The organism is Amycolatopsis antarctica, assembly GCF_002262875.1.
GTDB classification, from domain to species: Bacteria; Actinomycetota; Actinomycetes; order Mycobacteriales; family Pseudonocardiaceae; genus Amycolatopsis; species Amycolatopsis antarctica.
This window is the reverse complement of sequence record NZ_NKYE01000021.1, coordinates 1-16,510: the sequence shown is the minus strand read 5'-3', so window position 1 is coordinate 16,510 and position 16,510 is coordinate 1. Positions and strand designations below refer to the sequence as shown.

General features: G+C 63.1%; 17 protein-coding genes. 10 read left to right on the top strand and 7 right to left on the bottom strand.

The genetic code is table 11. The annotated features are described in order from the left end of the window. Positions 1-151 precede the first annotated feature (151 nt). From CFN78_RS25615 to CFN78_RS25590, 6 genes are all read left to right on the top strand, one after another. Complete coding sequence (locus CFN78_RS25615) at positions 152-844, top strand: SAV_915 family protein (protein ID WP_133116474.1); 693 nt, start codon at positions 152-154, stop codon at positions 842-844. A gap of 28 nt (positions 845-872) precedes the next feature. Further along, positions 873-1,322 carry a hypothetical protein gene (locus CFN78_RS25610; protein WP_094865599.1) on the top strand — a complete coding sequence of 150 codons (450 nt, stop codon included), beginning with the start codon at positions 873-875 and terminating at the stop codon, positions 1,320-1,322. Positions 1,323-1,348: 26 nt separating this feature from the next. Continuing rightward, complete coding sequence (locus tag CFN78_RS25605; protein ID WP_094865598.1) at positions 1,349-2,617, top strand: hypothetical protein; 1,269 nt, start codon at positions 1,349-1,351, stop codon at positions 2,615-2,617. A gap of 170 nt (positions 2,618-2,787) precedes the next feature. After that, positions 2,788-3,594 carry a hypothetical protein gene (locus CFN78_RS25600; protein WP_133116473.1) on the top strand — a complete coding sequence of 269 codons (807 nt, stop codon included), beginning with the start codon at positions 2,788-2,790 and terminating at the stop codon, positions 3,592-3,594. Next, the gene (locus tag CFN78_RS25595; protein ID WP_133116472.1) at positions 3,584-4,090 is read left to right on the top strand and encodes a hypothetical protein; all 507 of its coding nucleotides are present in this window, start codon (positions 3,584-3,586) and stop codon (positions 4,088-4,090) included. Before CFN78_RS25600 ends, CFN78_RS25595 begins: the two co-directional genes overlap by 11 nt. Positions 4,091-4,184: 94 nt before the next feature. Then, positions 4,185-4,856 carry a hypothetical protein gene (locus CFN78_RS25590; protein ID WP_133116471.1) on the top strand — a complete coding sequence of 224 codons (672 nt, stop codon included), beginning with the start codon at positions 4,185-4,187 and terminating at the stop codon, positions 4,854-4,856. Positions 4,857-4,889: 33 nt separating this feature from the next. Here the strand turns inward: CFN78_RS25590 and CFN78_RS25585 are convergent, their stop codons facing one another. The 3 genes from CFN78_RS25585 to CFN78_RS28910 form a co-directional block, all read right to left on the bottom strand. After that, positions 4,890-5,900 (bottom strand): helix-turn-helix domain-containing protein, encoded by a 1,011-nt coding sequence (locus tag CFN78_RS25585; protein WP_094865594.1) that lies wholly within the window; start codon positions 5,898-5,900, stop codon positions 4,890-4,892. A gap of 117 nt (positions 5,901-6,017) precedes the next feature. Continuing rightward, entirely contained in the window at positions 6,018-7,013 is a 996-nt protein-coding gene (locus CFN78_RS25580) for a hypothetical protein (protein ID WP_133116470.1), read from the bottom strand. 204 nt (positions 7,014-7,217) lie between these two features. Beyond that, positions 7,218-9,107 carry a hypothetical protein gene (locus tag CFN78_RS28910; RefSeq protein ID WP_133116469.1) on the bottom strand — a complete coding sequence of 630 codons (1,890 nt, stop codon included), beginning with the start codon at positions 9,105-9,107 and terminating at the stop codon, positions 7,218-7,220. On the opposite strand from CFN78_RS28910, the gene CFN78_RS25570 reads away from it, so the two are divergent. Both CFN78_RS25570 and CFN78_RS28905 read left to right on the top strand, forming a co-directional pair. Next, positions 9,101-10,273: an exonuclease domain-containing protein gene (locus tag CFN78_RS25570; RefSeq protein WP_240519689.1), complete on the top strand. Its 1,173-nt coding sequence runs from the start codon at positions 9,101-9,103 to the stop codon at positions 10,271-10,273. The genes CFN78_RS28910 and CFN78_RS25570 overlap by 7 nt on opposite strands. A gap of 5 nt (positions 10,274-10,278) precedes the next feature. Then, a complete protein-coding gene (locus tag CFN78_RS28905) occupies positions 10,279-11,304 on the top strand; it encodes a hypothetical protein (RefSeq protein WP_133116468.1) in 1,026 nt (341 codons plus the stop codon). Between the two features lie 102 nt (positions 11,305-11,406). On the opposite strand, the gene CFN78_RS29365 is transcribed toward CFN78_RS28905, so the two are convergent. Further along, positions 11,407-11,544 carry a hypothetical protein gene (locus CFN78_RS29365; protein ID WP_165777708.1) on the bottom strand — a complete coding sequence of 46 codons (138 nt, stop codon included), beginning with the start codon at positions 11,542-11,544 and terminating at the stop codon, positions 11,407-11,409. Positions 11,545-12,956: 1,412 nt separating this feature from the next. Here CFN78_RS29365 and CFN78_RS28900 point away from each other — a divergent pair. Next, positions 12,957-13,958 carry a hypothetical protein gene (locus CFN78_RS28900; protein ID WP_133116467.1) on the top strand — a complete coding sequence of 334 codons (1,002 nt, stop codon included), beginning with the start codon at positions 12,957-12,959 and terminating at the stop codon, positions 13,956-13,958. Positions 13,959-14,101: 143 nt separating this feature from the next. Here CFN78_RS28900 and CFN78_RS25545 read toward each other — a convergent pair whose 3' ends face one another. Next, positions 14,102-14,842 carry a hypothetical protein gene (locus tag CFN78_RS25545; RefSeq protein ID WP_094865587.1) on the bottom strand — a complete coding sequence of 247 codons (741 nt, stop codon included), beginning with the start codon at positions 14,840-14,842 and terminating at the stop codon, positions 14,102-14,104. A 257-nt stretch (positions 14,843-15,099) separates the two neighbouring features. Here CFN78_RS25545 and CFN78_RS25540 point away from each other — a divergent pair, with 257 nt between their 5' ends. Beyond that, positions 15,100-15,366, top strand: coding sequence for a hypothetical protein (locus CFN78_RS25540; RefSeq protein WP_133116466.1), 267 nt, complete (start codon positions 15,100-15,102; stop codon positions 15,364-15,366). Positions 15,367-15,441: 75 nt separating this feature from the next. On the opposite strand, the gene CFN78_RS28895 is transcribed toward CFN78_RS25540, so the two are convergent. Together CFN78_RS28895 and CFN78_RS28890 are read right to left on the bottom strand one after the other, a co-directional pair. Further along, entirely contained in the window at positions 15,442-15,852 is a 411-nt protein-coding gene (locus CFN78_RS28895) for a hypothetical protein (protein WP_133116465.1), read from the bottom strand. Further along, positions 15,824-16,363 carry a hypothetical protein gene (locus tag CFN78_RS28890; RefSeq protein ID WP_133116464.1) on the bottom strand — a complete coding sequence of 180 codons (540 nt, stop codon included), beginning with the start codon at positions 16,361-16,363 and terminating at the stop codon, positions 15,824-15,826. Before CFN78_RS28890 ends, CFN78_RS28895 begins: the two co-directional genes overlap by 29 nt. Between the last annotated feature and the right edge of the window lie 147 nt (positions 16,364-16,510).

The following is a 16,510-nucleotide window of genomic DNA, read 5'->3' as shown; positions in this document are numbered from 1 at the left end:
TTGCCCCGATTGGGGACACGCTGCGCAAACCCCGTTCCAAGCAACGGGGTTTCGTCGGAGCGATGCTCGCAGAAACGGCTTGCCTGTCCGGCGTGGTCGCTACACTGAGCACTCGGGGGATGACCGAGCAGCACCACAGGGAGGGACAGCCTTGGGGGACCCAAGCAGCGGACCGGCAGCCCGCCGGACCGGCGAGCTGCGTGCGTTTAACCGGGCCGCGATGCTCTCGCTCGACGAACTCACCGAACACCCGAACGAGGGACTCTACGTACTGACCGTCCCGGAAGGTCCGCTGGAGCTGTACCAGACCGCCCGCAACGAGATCGTGCTGTGGGCCTATTCCCACATGGCAGGGCTGGTCGCGTCGTGCGGCGAAGGGCAACCGTATGTGCGTGCCACGGCCGACGACATCATCGAGTTCGGTGAAACCCTCGACAGCGCTGTCCTCGTCGCGCTGGATGCGTGGCATCCGGACGGCGTCCGCTACCCAGCGCCGGATCCGAGTGAGATCGAGCCGATGGAGCACCTGGAGCTGACTGGCGACGACATGGCCACCACTGGTCTGCTGTGGATCGCGACCCGCCCCGTCCAGGAAGGTGACCGTCAGGTCGACGCCGAGCTGTACTGCCGCAAACCCGGGCAGCCGCTGCTGCTGGCGTACTCGTCGTTGCCTGCGCTGGTGGCGGCGTGTGGCCCGCATCAGGCTGCGGCGGCGATCGAAGCTCACCGCCTTGACGAAGTCGCCGTCCAGTCCGGCGCGTCCGGGATCGTCCTCGACGTCCCGTTCACGGAGGACGCGCAGCACAGCGCTCCGGTGCGCGACTGGAGCCGAAGGAACATCTGATGGCCAACGATCGCAGACGGGGAGCACGATGAGTGGCGGTTTCCACCACGACGAAGGCGCGCTGACGAAGGCCGCACAAGATTTACGGGTCGGTGTCGGCTACCTCGACTTGCTGGCCGATAACCTTCCGGACGCTGTGGATGCAGGGTTCTCCTCCGAAGTCGTCGGGGCCGCCCTGGTGCGGATCTCTCAGGGCAGTGCCGCGCTGGCGCAGATCGGTGAGGAGATCGCGGCCAAGGTCGATGCCGCCGATGGGTCCTACGCCGACATCGAGAACTCGAATGAGGGTCGCCTCCGGCTCGATAGTGCGAACTCGGAAGCTGCGGTGAAAACGATCGACCAGGTCAACCGTGAGCAGCAGCAACAGGCGCAGGCTAACCCGTTCGAGGACGCGCCAGCTCCGGCCCCGTCGGAGCAGCCACCGGAGCCGAAGGCGGCAACTCCGGGGCGTACACCTGAACCGCCCGCGCCGGGCTGACCGTCGTCCATCCAGGGGAGAGAGTGATGACCGCGCAGGACCTCAACACCACCGTCAACGGCTCCATCGACATGTGCCGGGAAGCCGCTGGCCGCCTCACAACCAACGCCGGGTACGCCGAAAGCGCTCAAGATTTCTACCGGCAGAGCCGGGACGGCACCGAAGCCACCTGGGGCGGTCCGTCGCGGGATGCGTTCGCCGGGTCGGTGACGGACACGTTGGACCCGCTGCACGACCTCTGCTACACGCTGCCCCTGTATTCCAGGGCCCTCGACGAGTTCGCGAACGGACTCGAAGGCGTCTACCGGCAAATGGACGACGTGCTAGGGAAAGCGGCGGCCGGTGGACTCGAAATTGAGGGGCCGATCGTGCGGCGGCCGGACAGCCCGGGAGTGCCGCCGGAGTTGACGATGGGCCCGATGATGCCCGGCGACTCCGGCGGCGAGATCACCGCGAAGCAGGCAGCTATCGACGGCTACAAAGCTTTGGTCGGGGAGTTCAACCGCAAGGTCGACGTCTACAACACGTGCCTGTCGATCTTCACCGACGCCCGCAACAAGGAAAAAGAGGCCCACCAGCGTTTGTGGGATGCGTTGAACCCCGAAAAGAGCGCCAACATCGACAGTTGGACGATCGGGAGGACCAGCGCGTCGGCGGTCATCGGGCGGATCGGGTCCGCCGAAAACGCGCGCCACGATTCGCTGCTGAAAGCCACCCGCGCCGGGGAGAACGCGCTCGCGTTCCAGCAACTCGCCGCCGGGAAACTCCCCTCCCCCGAGCGATCCCGCGCGCTGGTCGACGCGGCCAAATCGGGGCTGGAGGAGAAGCGGTACCGGGAGAAGATCGACTCGCTTGACAAGCTGCTGAAGCACATCCCGGAGAACGTCCGGACGGCATCCGCCGCATACCCGGGGAAGGGCAACCCCAACATTGCCGCGCCGGTCGACGATGCCGCGCTCGGCACTAAAGCGGTCAGCAGCACCCTGAAGAAGCTGCCCTACATCGGGACCGGCCTGGTGGTCGGCAACGAAATCTGGGGTGCGGCGACCGGGGAGCAGACGTGGGGCAAGGCTGTCGCCAGCTCGGCCGGAATTGTGGGCGGGGGCGCGGCGGGCAGCGTCGTCGGCGGCGCTATCGGCACACCGCTGGGGCCCTGGGGTACGGTCCTGGGCGGTGGAATCGGGAGTCTGATCGGCGGATTCGCCGGTGGCGAGGTGGTGGACTACTACATGCCTGACGAGAAGCCGATGCCCGAGCAGATCGACAAGATCGAGTACGAGGGCATGGGCAGGTGACCCACACTCCCGGTCCACCGGGATCCGGTGGGCTACCGCCACGTCCGGACCGGGACACGGGTGAGCCGTTCCCCCCGCACGGGCGCGGATACGCAGGCCCGGACCGTCACCCAGAGCGCGATCCGGACCGGGAAATCCGGGGATCGCACAAGCCGGATCAGCCCCCGGGCTTGGGGTCGATTTTGGCGTGGCACAAGGAAAGTAAACGCGGAAAGGTCGCGCTCTTCGTTGTCAGCCTCGCACTCCTTGCCGGTGGGTTCACACTGATCCGGGTCCTCGACGGGGACCCGCCATTCGAATGGGCCACCGCCTGGCCGGTGTGGCTGGTGTTCGTCGTCGTGGCCTGGCTGATCACCGGGCCGTTCACGTACAAAGTGCTCTCCGCTGGGGCGGACTGGTTCCAGTACGACTACTACTGGTACGGCATCCACAAACGCAACCACGTCATCAAGCTCTACCGGCTTCGCCAGATCAACTTCGGGAGCGGCCCCACCGTCATGACCCTCGGGTTGGCCGACGACGAGGACAACATCGGCCTGGCCCTTCGGGAGTGGCAGTCCGACCGGCGGATGTGGGACCTCGTCTACAACGGCATCCTGCACTCCGTAGCGGCCGGTGCCAGGGTCGACCCGAATGCGCGGGACCTGCTGGAATTGGACCAGGTGCCGCAGCTCCGTTTCCCGGACGGTCCCCGCGACATCGACGTGACCAGACTCAGCGACATCCAGGTGTGGGAGCTGATGGCCGACCCGCTGCTTCAGGAGACGATGGCGAAGTCCGGGATGGCGGACATGTCCGCCGCCCAATTCCGCGAGGCGTACCCCACCTGGCCAGAGAACGTGCTGCGCAACCCCGCCAACCCTGCCTGGTTCGCCGACCACCCCGATCCCCTCGACGGAAACACTGCACCCCGCGAGCAGCCGGAAGGTGATCCCGAGGACGAGCGTTGGGGACGGTTCTACCGTCGTGAACACTGACCGCATGCGCCACCCAACCGTCGCCCTGGCTCTGGCGACGATCGCCGGGGTCGTCGCAGGCTGCGCCAGCACCACCGAGGGCAGCGCCGACTACACCGCATGGGGACACAACACCTGGCCAGACGGCATCAGCATCGAGGTGCTCGGAGCGCAACCATGCACACCCAGCTCAAATGCTTACCCGACCGGCACCAGCCACGGAGCGATCGTCTCCATCAAAATCCTCAACCGCAGCACCACCGACTACCGGGTCCGCGACCTGGCCGTCAGCAGTCCCGAACGGGCACCAGGCGCAGCGAAACTGTTGGAAGACCCGGCGGGCCCCTGCGATTCCCCACTCGTCCCTGACGAAAAGGTCCCACCAGGTCAGGACTTCACCTTCACCGACGCTTACGTACTTGCACCGTCCGGCGACTTGAAGCTGGTACTGGCCCCGGCTCACAGCGCTGAACCGGTGACGTTCGCTGGCACAGTGCCCACCTCACGCCCCGCGTAACCGGCATACGCGACAAGGCCGTGCGACTCCAGCGAATGTTCAACCGGCAGAAGATCGCCGGACATCCCGTCACGAAGGAGGCCACCATCACCTGATGTCTGAACCAGACGAGACGACGAACGCGGCGTCCGCGCTTCCCCCGATCCCGAACGGGAGAACCGGTAAACCGGCACCGCCCCGCGCACCCGTGATGCCCGAATGGGCCGCCGACGCGGAACCTCACCACGCACGCGATCCCGCGAAGGCCCCCGTGTCGCCCGTGACCGGCCAACCGACACTCGTCTGGGACTACACCAGTACCACGACGTTCCTGAAGCTGGTCGTCATCGCTGTCGTCCTCGGTGCCCTCGCGGGATCTGTGTTGCAAGCACTCAACATTCCGTCCTCCGGTCCGACATACGGTTGGCTCGCGGCGGGTACCGGCACGGTCATGGGCTTGATCCAGGTTCGCCCCAGGAAACTTGCAGCCGGAGCCCGCTGGCTAACCCTAGGAAAACGCAACGTCCGGGTCTACGAGCTGACCAAGGTCGACATCAAACCCAGCATCCTTGGCCCCACCCTCCACCTGACCGACAAGTCCGGCGCGGCCATCGCAGTGCAACTCCGCGATGCGCAAACCACCCCTGGTGTCTGGGATTACGTGTACCTCGGCGTGTTCCACTCGGTCGCCAACGGGGCCGACGTCACCGATCGTGCCAACAACACGTTGTCGTTGCGTGGGCCGGGCGGAACCGTGCGCCCCGGATACGATCGCGAACCATCCTGATTGCCACTAGCGGGCTGCTGATCCAGCTTCGTGTCACGTGTCTTGCGGCGGGAATGCTCGGTTGAGTGCCTCCACTGTGCGAGCGTCTTGCTCGTCTTTGGGCAGTCGAACGAAGGCGATCTCGGATTCGCATCGCTCGCGAAGGTCGTCACGGTCGAACCAGCGGAACGGATGGCGGCGGTCGGTGGGGTCGTACACGCCTTGCCCGTAGTGCTCCATGATCGTCAAGTCGTGGCGGCGGAAGTCGTGATCCTTCTCCGGTGGCAGCAGTGCGCCCGCCATGCGGTTCATCCACTCGTGCTGCCCTTCGGATTCGTCGTCGGGATCGTCGAAGTCGGGGTCGTAACCGAACACGTCTTCGGCACTGAGAACCCCTGGGAAGAGGTCGTGGACACCACCGAGCTGGGGTGCGTCGGTGTTCGTGATGACAATCCATATCGCGTATTCGTCGGCCAAACACACCGGTCGCGGGATGCGCCCTTCGCCCAGTTCGGCTCCAACCCGCATGATGCGTTCCCCCATGCGCGTCAGCCAGTGGTTGTTGACGTGGGTCAGGGCCAACTCGGGCAGATCGCACAGCAGGGGAACGTCGCGGATGCTGATTTCGCCTTTGAGGCATGAGACGAACTCGTCGCCCAGTGGGGTGTCTGCGTGAAAGAGTCCGTCACGGGTGGGGCAGAAGTCGGAGAAGTCGACGGTGTTGGACAAGGCCATTGCGTCGGCTGGGGTGAGTGGGTTCCCGGTGAACGACGTGTTGAACAAGGTGACTATTTTGGCCGCGCCAGGGCTCAGTTCCTCGTCTGTCGGGTCGTCGTCGAGGGTGCCGGTGATGAGTTGACGGAGTGAGGTGTCGCTGAGTTTGAGTGCGCGGGCGAAACCTTTGCGTTTGTCAGCTCGGAATCCGTCGAAGTCGTCGCGGTCGTGGGTGTCGTTTTCGAAGCGTCGCCAGGTCGCGAGGGACACGTCTGCGCGTCGCGCGGCTTCCTGCTGGGTCAGTTTCAGTTCGGTGCGGCGTTGCTTGACGGCGGTGGCCGGGATCGCCATGGAACTCCAATGTGAGCGCTCAATAAGTACTCAATCAAGTTAGCGCTTATTGAGTGCTCACGCAAGCTGCGGCGTTCGTCCGGGAAGCTCGGGGCCTCGGCGCATCACGCTTGCCAGCTACGGGGTCCCCTTGTTCTGGTAAAAGAGCACCGCGAAGACGATGGCGGCCACGACTCCTGCGCCAATTCCCAAGCCCCACTTGAAAAACAGCCAGTGACTACTGTCGTCGGCATGCGGAACGCCGCCGCTGCCGGGATCGATGGCGCTGGCTTGTCGGGTGGCCTCGTTGATGGCCGCCACCACCCGGGACAGCTCGCCCGACGCCGCATCTAGTGCTGAACTTGCTTGCTTGATCTCGTATGCGGTGCCGCTGCTCTCGTTCGCTGACATGGCCGCCGCATTGAGGTCGGTCGCGGCCGACCGCAGCATCCCCGCGTAGTCCACCACGTTGGCCAACTTCATGGCCGCGCTATGCAATGTCGCGGCGTTGTCGAGGTCAGGCAGCCGCCGGGACGCTTCATAGAGCAGTCCGGCCGAGTCCGGAAGGTGCCGCAGCGACTTGGCGGAATCTGACAGGAGCGCGATGGCATCCAAGTCGAGATAAGGCCGATCGAAGTTCTCCGCAACCAGCTTCTTCAACATCGCTGCGGTGCCCTTGCTGATGGTGGTGCCTTCCCTGATCGCGTCCAGTAGCTCGTCTTTCGCCTCTGTGACGGTGGAGGTCAGCATCTGCTGCAGGTCGTTCTCACTGATGCCGTCGAGTTCGGCGAGTTGGTCGTAGAAGTCCCCTTCACGGTCCTTTTTCCACTGCCGTAACAGCTTCACCGGGTACTTCGCCGCCTTAGACTTGTCGTCGACTGGGCCGTGGTGTGCCTGACAGAGCAAGAGAAGATTCGTGAACCTGTTCAGCGCATCGACCGAAATGGTCTCGTCGAACCGGGCACTGCCGCGCTTCAGTCCGTGGATGTGCGCGATCTGAATGTTGATTCTCGGGTCGTCGTCGACCATGCGTAGCACCTGCTGCGGGCAGTTGGGTGCGTAGCAGCGGCCCCTGCTGAGCATGAACAGAGCTTCCCGCACCCCGCGCCCGTAGCTGCGTTTGCGCTCACTCACCGACCCACCGCCATGATCGAGACAGTCAGGGCACGGAGATCAACGCTAATGTTCAGGACGTCAGGTGTAATCACGTTCGGCGTTCCTCCGGTCTCGTGGCGTGCGGAGGGCACCGTAGCGACCATCACCGACAGAACCTGCGGCATCGCTGCCGTTGCTTCGCCGACACGGCGCAGAAGGCAGGAGCCCGCTGTGGCCGCCGATCTAGTCGGCGGAGTCGTGGTGTTGCTGTTCGATCTCGTCGTCGTCTTCGCCGTGTGGGTCGTCGATTCCGGGGATGAAGGGCTCATTGGGGTAGTCGAAGTTGATGACCTTGATCTGTTTGGCGATGTCTTCAGGGAGGTCGTTGTCGGCGAGGATGACTTGGAAGGGGCGAACCAAACCTTCGCGTGCGCCGATCTGGGTGAGGAAGTTGCGATAGATGCGGTGGGCGAGGGCTCGGTCTTCGGCGTTGTTGCCGACGTTCTTGCGGGGCGAGTCGATGACCAGCAGCATCGGGAGGTCGCAGGGGCCGAAGTTGATGGCGTAGGAAATGAGGGCAACGCTGTAGGCGACGGCCACGGCGCATTTCACGCCTCCGCCCAGATCACCGAAGGACTGGCCATCGACCAGGGGCAGGTAGGTCGTGGGGTCAAGGCGCGCACGTCCGGCGTACCACGGCAGCTCCTGCTCACCAATGGCTTTGCGGAACTCGCCGTCCAGGTACTCGAAGAGGTCGTCGGGGTTCGCCACGACCGCCTCTCCGAAGTCGGCTTCGCGCGCGTTCAGTTCCTCTAGTTGGGCCTCTAGAGTCAGGATGTTGTGTTGCATGGCCCGGATTCGGTCGTGTGGTTCGCGGAGGCGGCCGAGCATGGCCAGCCGGGCACGGATTGCTTCCACGTCAGCAGTGGCTTGCGCTATGGCTTCGGTAAACGGGGCCAAGATCGACGCTGACCGTTGATCGAGTGCGTTACGTACCCGTCGCACCTCACTGTGGGCTGCCTTGGCTTCCTGGCGGGCGTGCTCGACACGAGACTGTGCCGCCGCGAGCGCTTCGGTCGCCCGCTGGCGTGACGCTCGTAATGTCTGGTCGTCGACGGTGTCCGTGTCGGCGATCGGCTCGGTGCAGAGATGGCAATGAGCTGGGGACGTGGGCCGGGCGGTGAGATCGGTTGAGCACGCAGGGCACGACGTGACGGTGATAGAGGAGGTGCGTTTCCCCACTTGGCGGTCGAGGGTGGCCAGCGCCCGGCGTGCCTCGCGTGCCTGGTCGCGGAGATCGTCCACTCGTTTCTCGGTGGCGTCGGCACGGTGCCGGGCGGCTTCCAGTTGGCCGCGCAGGCTGTCCCCAGCGCTATCCGTCGTGCGGGCGTCAGTTCGTAGCCGTGCGAGGCGGGCTGCGGCGGCGACTTCTTGGCGTTTGAGACCAGCCAGTTCGGATGCGAGCGCGTCAGCATTGGTGGTTTCGGATTCGGCGAGAAAGTCGGTGTGGCGGCGCACAGTCGTCCGCAGGGTCCGTATCTGTCCTTGTAGCTGCCGCTTCTCACCTTGGAGTCTTTCCCACTCTGGGTTGGTCAGCCCGAACAGCAACTCGAACAACGCCTTGCGCCGATCCTCCTGCGCCTCGGGGAACAGGATGTGCTGATCCAGCGAGTCCTGCGGCAGATATAGGTAGCCCAAGAGGTCGTCGAAGGTGAGTTGTGTTGCCGCACCGCGTCCGAGTCGAACGGAAGCGAGACCGCCACGTAGCCCGAGCAAACTCAGCAACCAATCCGACAGGGTCTCCGAACTGCCCTTGGTTGCACGCACCGGTAGCCGACGCACCAGGGTCCCGCCTTGATCACGTACCTCGACCAGGTTCGCCCGGTGACCGCGTCCACGCCGCAGCCGCACGACCTCGTCGCCGATGCGGGCGGTCAGCTCGACCGCACGGACGTGTCGGCGCATCGCCTTACGAAATGGCACCTTGCGCCCCAGGCAGTACATGCAGGAGTCCAGCAGCGAACTCTTGCCGGTGTTGACCGGCCCGACCACGCCCAACACTTGCGCATTGAGGTCCCGTTCGTGCCATCCAGTGTCGGTTTGGATCGCCAACGAGTGGAAGCGCAATGTCACAGGCACACTTCGATCAACGGCACCTCCATGCCGAGGCTGAAGCGTCCATCCGGGCGATGTCGATCAACGATGTTCGCGAATCGGCAAAAGTTGTCGGCCCCAGTTGCTACTTTTCGCGCATGACTCAACTCGCTACGTCATGGAGAGATGGTCAGATCGCCGCGTTGGACCTAGAGACCACCAATGTCGACCCACTCCGGGACCGCGTGGTCACCGCGTCCGTCGTGCGCATCCGCACGTGGCTTGCCGACCCCGGAGTCGAGATACCGGCGGACGCGACTGCCATCCACGGCATCACCACGGAGCAAGCACGACAGGAAGGCTGTCCAGCCGCCGACGTCGTTACGGAAATAGCGGCCTATCTGGGTGAAGTGTGGACACCGACGACACCACTGTGCGCGTTCAACGCAGCCTTCGACCTGACCATGCTCGACGCCGAGCTACGCCGCCACCACGATCGAACCCTTCCGTTGAGCGGACCGGTAATCGACCCGCTGTGCATCCACCGACACCTCGCACCTCGCCGTCAAGGCAAGGCCAACCTCGGTGCCTTATGCGCGCACTACGACGTCCGCCATGACAAGGCCCACGACGGCGCTGAGGACGCTCTCGCAGCAGCACGCCTGGCCTGGAAACTCGCGAAGAACCACCCGGACCAGATCGGTCTGATCGCGCCGCAAGACCTTCACGGACAACAAGCCCACTGGTTCCGAAACCACGAAAACAGTTTCGCGGACAAACTTGATTGGCGGGCCCGCAACCTCGAAGGCGAACGCCGCAACCCCACGCAGGTAACTCAGTTGCGGGCACGCGCTACCGATGTTCGCGCCGCCGCGAAGACTTGGCCCCTCGTCCCCGAGACCACCGCTGGGACACATCCGCCTCGCCGTCGTCTACCTCCTCGTCCCGGAGGGCCACGGCAATCGCACGCCACCTGGACCCCGCAGGAGGAAGCTGCGCTTCGAGACGAATGGCTTTCCGCCGCCCCCACGGCAGAGGCTGCGGCACTGCGCACCGAGTTGGCGGAGCATCACGGACGTTCCCCTGACGCGATCCGATCCCGGCTGCTCAAGCTCCGATCCGACCCCGAACAACCCAGCCACACCTGCGACGAACACCGCGCCGCCGAACTGAAGCAGCGCTACGACGCCGAATACGGACGGTGAAACACGTGCCCGATGAGTTTGAGATCCACATGACCAGCGGATGGCCAGCACTCACTGAGGCGCTGAAGCTGAAGGGTTGCCCGCTGAAACCGTGGCTGGTCGAACGCTTCCCGGCCCAGCACACCAAGACCATCTTCCAGCGATACAAAGAAGCGGTTGGCCCCATTCGGGTCCCGGCGAGTACCGAACCCACGGGCGCGGGGACTGGTGCGATCGGTGGCAGCTTCGATCACCTGGTTCGCTTCCTCGTCGATCCCCACCCGGACGTGGACTTGCCCGCTGTCGGTGCCCAACGTTTCGGTGGGCGAATGCCGACCGCGCTGGCTGAACTCGCCGCCCGCCTCGGCATACCGACTCCCGCTCTTGATGAGTTGGATCACGACCGTCCAGTCCCCGTGTTCGACGGCGCCCACCAGCCCACATCCCGTGACCCCGAACTGGTCGCTCGCGGATGTTGGGCCCTGTCACTGTTGACTGAACTCGGTCGAGGCGTGTCACCCGAGCGTTCCGTGCTCGCCATGCTCGACCCGGCCACGGTGTCCGGTGATGACCTGCTCAGCCTCGCCTCACCCGCCGCGCTCGACCAGCTTGCCGCCCTACGCGAGCAAGCCGAGGCTGTGCTTGTGCCCGCATTAGCCACCCGCACGGGGACGTGGTCGGTTGGCCCGACGTTCACCGGCTCTGTCTTGATGAACGCCGACGCTGATCTGATCGCAGCCGGAACCCTGGTGGAAATCAAGACAGTCTTAGGCAGTAAGCGGGCGGACGGCAGCAGGTACGCGACCTTGGACGCTAAGGTGCTGTTCCAGATCCTCGGCTACGCCCTCCTGGACTTCCACGACGAGTTCACGATCCGCGAAGTCGCGCTGTTCAACGCACGCTTCGGACACCTCGCCATCTGGAACCTCCAGGATCTCCTCGACGGTGCCGCAGGCCGCCCCGTGGAGCTCTCCTCTTTACGCGCCGAATTCGAGGAGTTCCTTCGCAACGAGGGAGAACCTGTGGTGGAGGTTCGCCGGGCGCACGTGTAATCCAGCTCGGCGATGTAAGTGTCAACAAGCCAAGGCTGGTGGTATCTAAGTGTGCGGGTAGCGCAACAGGACGACTGTTGCGCTACCCATCAGGTCCCTACCTCAGGTGCCGGACTGGCGGTCACCCCACGCCCGAAGGAGCGTGAAGGGGACGTTCAGCGGCGCGGGCAGGGCCTGCTCCAGCACGATCAGCAGCAGCCGGACCACCACCCAGATCAGCAGCTTTTTGCCGTACGGCAAAAAGCTGCTATAGTGCAGTTGAAGCCAGCCTTTAGCTGACTTACTCTGCATGACCCCGCATGGTTTGGACGACTTGGCGGGGTTTTTGCTTGTCTGGGAACGATTCCTAGGTGCTTTAGGTGCGGAGTTGTTCTTCCGGGGCGGGCTCATAAGCCGCTCCTTCATGTGTCGACGACCCCCACTGGTCATCTGTGCCCGTGGGGTTGTATCTGCCCTCGGACACGACGTCCGAGGTACCCCCGCTGATGCGGGGAGGCTTATGGACGACGTAGCGGTAGCGGCCACGGCTGACCTTTTCGACCGGATTGCTCTCATCGTTTGCGATACGGTCCAGCGCGTTGCCGACTTGATTCTCTGGCCTGGTCCCAGGCACCCATCCACGTTCCTTCATGGGGGCTACCAGTTCGACGGCACGCATGTCTTCGTCTGGATGCTCACTCAAAATCTCTAGGAGCATTCCGGTCACCGCGCCACGTCGGGCGCGGCCGTTCGGCCGTGTCGTGTTTTCGGCAACCGGAGGCGAAGGCGCTGCTGTGGCATGGGCGGTGTGGTCGTCGGCTTCGTGGTGGTACGTGGGTTCATGTTGGGGGGCTAGCGCAAGAAGGTCGCGGCACGTGGAAATGAGTGCGTCGGATGGACGCCACGTCACACCGAGCCGTGACGCGACCCGCGCTAGGTCGACTAGTCCGCCGAGTGTTTCAACAGCGCGCTGTTCATGTTCGTGGACCGTGCGGTCCAGCGACGTGTCGGACACGTGGATCACCTCCACGACCAGTAAACCATATTCCACGTGTAAACACGTGTGCGTGGAACAGCGTGTATGTCAATAGATTGGACCAATCTGTTGGACCAATCTATTAGACGAAATGAACCCCAAGGACCTCTAGATTGCGCTCGAACCCCGTAAGTACCCAGAACTCGAAGACTGTCGATAGGGCGACCAACGACGCGGTGTCCGGCGTGGTGGTCCCAGCAAGGATGTTCTTCACGGTGGTGCGAGACAGGCTGGGGCTGCGTCGCGCTGCCTTGTCGTAGGCTGGTGCGCCGCCTCGCCCGTCGAGCCAGCCGCGCTGTTCCATCCCGCAACGAACATTCCATGCGACAGTCCAGCGAAGAATGAATGCCACAAGACTGTGATGTGCTGGTGTTCCCGGCGTCCGTTCCTGGTCGCTGAGTGCGCCAAGATCCGGGAGACGTGTCATACCGAAGGTGGCCCCGGGGATACGCACACGTGCCCTCCACATACGACGACGAGAGTGTCAGGTGAACATACCTGTCAAAGCAAGGGTCTACACAAACGGGTACTGGAATGTGCCCAAACCTGAGAGGCGAAAGGACGTGCGGACTATGTGCACTACGCGCGCTGACGGTAGAACGTACGCCCCGACCCGCCTGCTAGTGATGGAGGTGCCATGCGTCTCGTAGATTATCTGGAGAACGGTACTCGCGAGATCATTCAGCGGATGAACGAGCTTCGGGTCAACGGGTATGACGCGGATGATATAGGCGCTGCGGCGCGGGATGCGGCAGCGCTTTGGGAACGAACCCTGAAGGCGAGTGAGAGTGAGTGGTCTGTTGCAAAGGCCAGTCTATACGAGATGACACAGAAACTGGGACAGCGAGGGTGGGCGCATACTAATTCCCTTAACGTAATCAGGAAGGCCGCGAACGCCGATAAGCACGATGCATCACCTGGTCACGAGTTCGGTTGCATCTTCGACGCGATTGTGCAGTTAGCTGACGCCGTAGATGAGCTTCCCGACTGTGTTCCGCACGTGATTGACCCTGCCCCGGAGAGACTTCGCCGCAGACGTATCGTTTGTGCAATTTATGATTGGTTCGCTCAAGGCGAAACCGAGTTCTCCTTTCTTTCTGCCCAGCCAGATGATACGTGGCAGACAGTCCACGAAATCGATTCTTTTCAAGTGAGTGCCGAACACTCTCGCGCGATCGAGGAGGCGCTAGCGGACTTCGAAGGATGGGCCTTCAACCCTCCAGCGTTCGAAATCCTTCGTGCATCGCTCAGGGAGTCTGATGACGAATTCTGGCGTCTGGCTACCTTCACCGCTTCCTACCAGGATGTGCTTGAACTGATGGCGCCGTATCAGCACACGCTCCCACTTCTCAAGGGGCTGCACCGCGAAGACCACCGGCATAACGTCGTCGCCACTATTGTCGGAGAACACATAGCCGACCGCACCAGTTCTGTACTTACCGGGCGCTCGTCTGTGCATGACCAGCTACGGATACAGGTAGCGGACCTGTTAGGGAGTCTTCCTGACAGTGTAAATCACCTGCAACTCGATCGCTGTAACGCAGCCGTATTTGCGCAGGCTGTTCCTGGGGCGCTCGTCGCCGATCACTGGTTGGGGCTGCTAGTGAAGCAGAATGGAGTGGTGCTCGTCGTCGGGTGAAGCTCTGTGACGAACTGCTGTCGGTCTGGACGTGATTCTTGCACATATGGGTATCGGAAAAACCACATGTATCGGTTGTAGATAAGTGTTCGAGTGGTTCGTTTGACGGGACCCATAACCTTTTGTGGCAGCGACTCAGTTGCTCACCAGGTGGGCTGACTCGTGAACCGTTCCAGGTTGATGCGGTAGAGGTTTCGCATCCGCTGGTAGTCGAAGTCGCCGCCTTGTGGGACACGGGTGGTTTCCAGGAGGGCGTGGCCGACGAGTTCTTGGCTGGCTCTGGTCCAGGTGTCCCACGAGAGTTGGTAGGAATCGTGGAGCTGTCGGTTCGCGTAGCGGGGGGCGTCTTTTGTTTGCTGTACGTCGCGGATCACCATCAGAAGCGCGAGGGCGGTCGGGGACAGTTTCAAGATCCATCCCTGATTCCACAGGTCGAGCGGCAGGGTGACGTAGGTGTCACCGCTCAGCAGTGGGCGAACGTAGGCGTCGCCGGTCCCGGTTGGGTCCAGCAAAGTGATCTTTGGGATGGCTCCCGCCCGTGGGGTGAGGGCGATGAATTTGTTGTTGTGTAGCCATTTCAGGTTGCTGGTGATCCGTCGTGGCGCAGAAGGATCTGCCATGGCGAGGGTGCGTGCCCAGAGGCGAGAACTCGGGGGCTGATGAATGTCGTGGGGGCTGCGGGTCACCATCATCGTGATCGTCAAGTAGAGCTTGAGGCGGGTTCCGCCTCCTCGCCCGCCTCGGATGAGCCGTGCCAGCGGCGGCGTGGTGTCGTCGGTGGAGCTGAGGAAGTTCCTGGCGAAGGGCACTTGCTGCTGACGTTTTGAACGTTCAACGGCGGTGCGGAGGTGGAGGAGGGCAGTGTCCCGATCGGGGGCGTCCATGAAGTTCCTAGGCCTTTGTGCAGGAGAGACCGGAGGTAGTGGAGTAGTGGCGTCACGGGGTATGGGGGTCAGCGGTCTTTTCCATGCCGCCGGGTCGGACTTCCCATTGATGCCCAAGCGTTCCCATGTTGCTGTGCAGTGGTTCTGATACTACTGCACCACAGTCTCTTAGTACCGCTGAGTTCGCATTTACGTTGCTGCGCTAACGTCGAGCACCAACTTTGACCAGGTACTTTGCTGTCTGTCAACCTCGGATCATGAGTGAAAATCGTGTGCACGGACCGGCCGGTGAACCCTCGTTCGACACGATCTCCTGTGCGACAGCGATGGGAATCAGTAGGCTGGCTCTACGGAGCATATGGCTGGCGATGATCGTGCTCCTGGCGCTGATCGTGAGCGCCGCGACATGCCTCTTGGCAGCCAGTGCTGCGAGCCCCGTCGCCGTGGTGCTAGGTGCCTCGGGGGCGGCTTTCATCGCGGTACTTGGTCTCGGAGTGAACATCCTGAAGCTCCTCCTTGACTGACACCCCAACGTCCACACGGTTTACCTCCCCACGCGCAAGACGTCTGCACCACTGGGCTTCATCGCCTTCGTACGCTCACCTCGACCCGTAACGGTCGATGCGGCGAGGTGGTGCTTCGGCGATGAACATGGCTTCATTCCTGTTCTTCGGGTCAGCAAGGAACGCAAGAATCCGTTGAAGATCTGCGAGGTCACAGGCGTCCCGCCACGGGAATCCGTGATCCAACACCAGCCACAAGGAAATGGTGCGCCCGTGGTGCCGGGTTTCCTCAGCGAGGGCGTCGACTGCTCGGCTGACTTCGGTGCGATGCGCGTAGTACTGCCGGTGTTCCCCGTGCCCACCGGCAAGCGCGTACTGGTGATCAGCTCGCTCGTACTCCTCCTGAGCAGCCTCGTAGTCGCGTTCACGGGCGGCATCGCCACCGGGGTACGGGCGAGTCAGGTCGAAACGTGGATCGTCAAATGGGTCGACTGGTGGCTTCATCATGATCTTCAGCCCTGTCGGTTTCCTCAATGGCGGTGGCGTACTCGGCTGACCAGTCATAGGGGCGGCGATGGAGTTCGATGCGCCCATCCGCGTGTCGATGCCACACCAGGTTGGCGGCGTCGCGGAACAGCAAGTCCACCTTGGGGCCTTGCTGCATCGTCGCAAGATCCGCCGCGCAGGCCCACACCTCCGGACCGCCGTCTGGTAGTTCGACTGTGCGTCCTCCCGGTGGAACAGAATCGGGCGACGTCACCGCGATCGTCGCGCCGTTGTAGACCACCCGCACGATCACGTCGAACACCGGTGTCGGTGCGCCGTTTCCGATCACGACGTGGTTGACGAACCCTGCGTTGACTTCAACCCAGGCGCTGACCGCCTCCGCCTTAGCCTGACGCTTGTCTCTCTGTTGCACAAGAAGGACGTATGCGGCAATCAAGGTGGCGCCTGCTGTTCCCAGTCCACCGACCCACTGGCCCGCCGCGCCCCACCAGTTCGCGCTCTGCATCGTCAACCAGTCCCAGCCGAGTAGGAGGGTCTATCTCATGATCGGTGTTTCCGGCGTTGTTGATCAGTAGGTCTCGGCGGCCGGCCAGCGGTCACCGAAGGTGATGGCGAATGCGTTGATCACGGGTTTCCAACGCATCGTCCATCGGGCGCG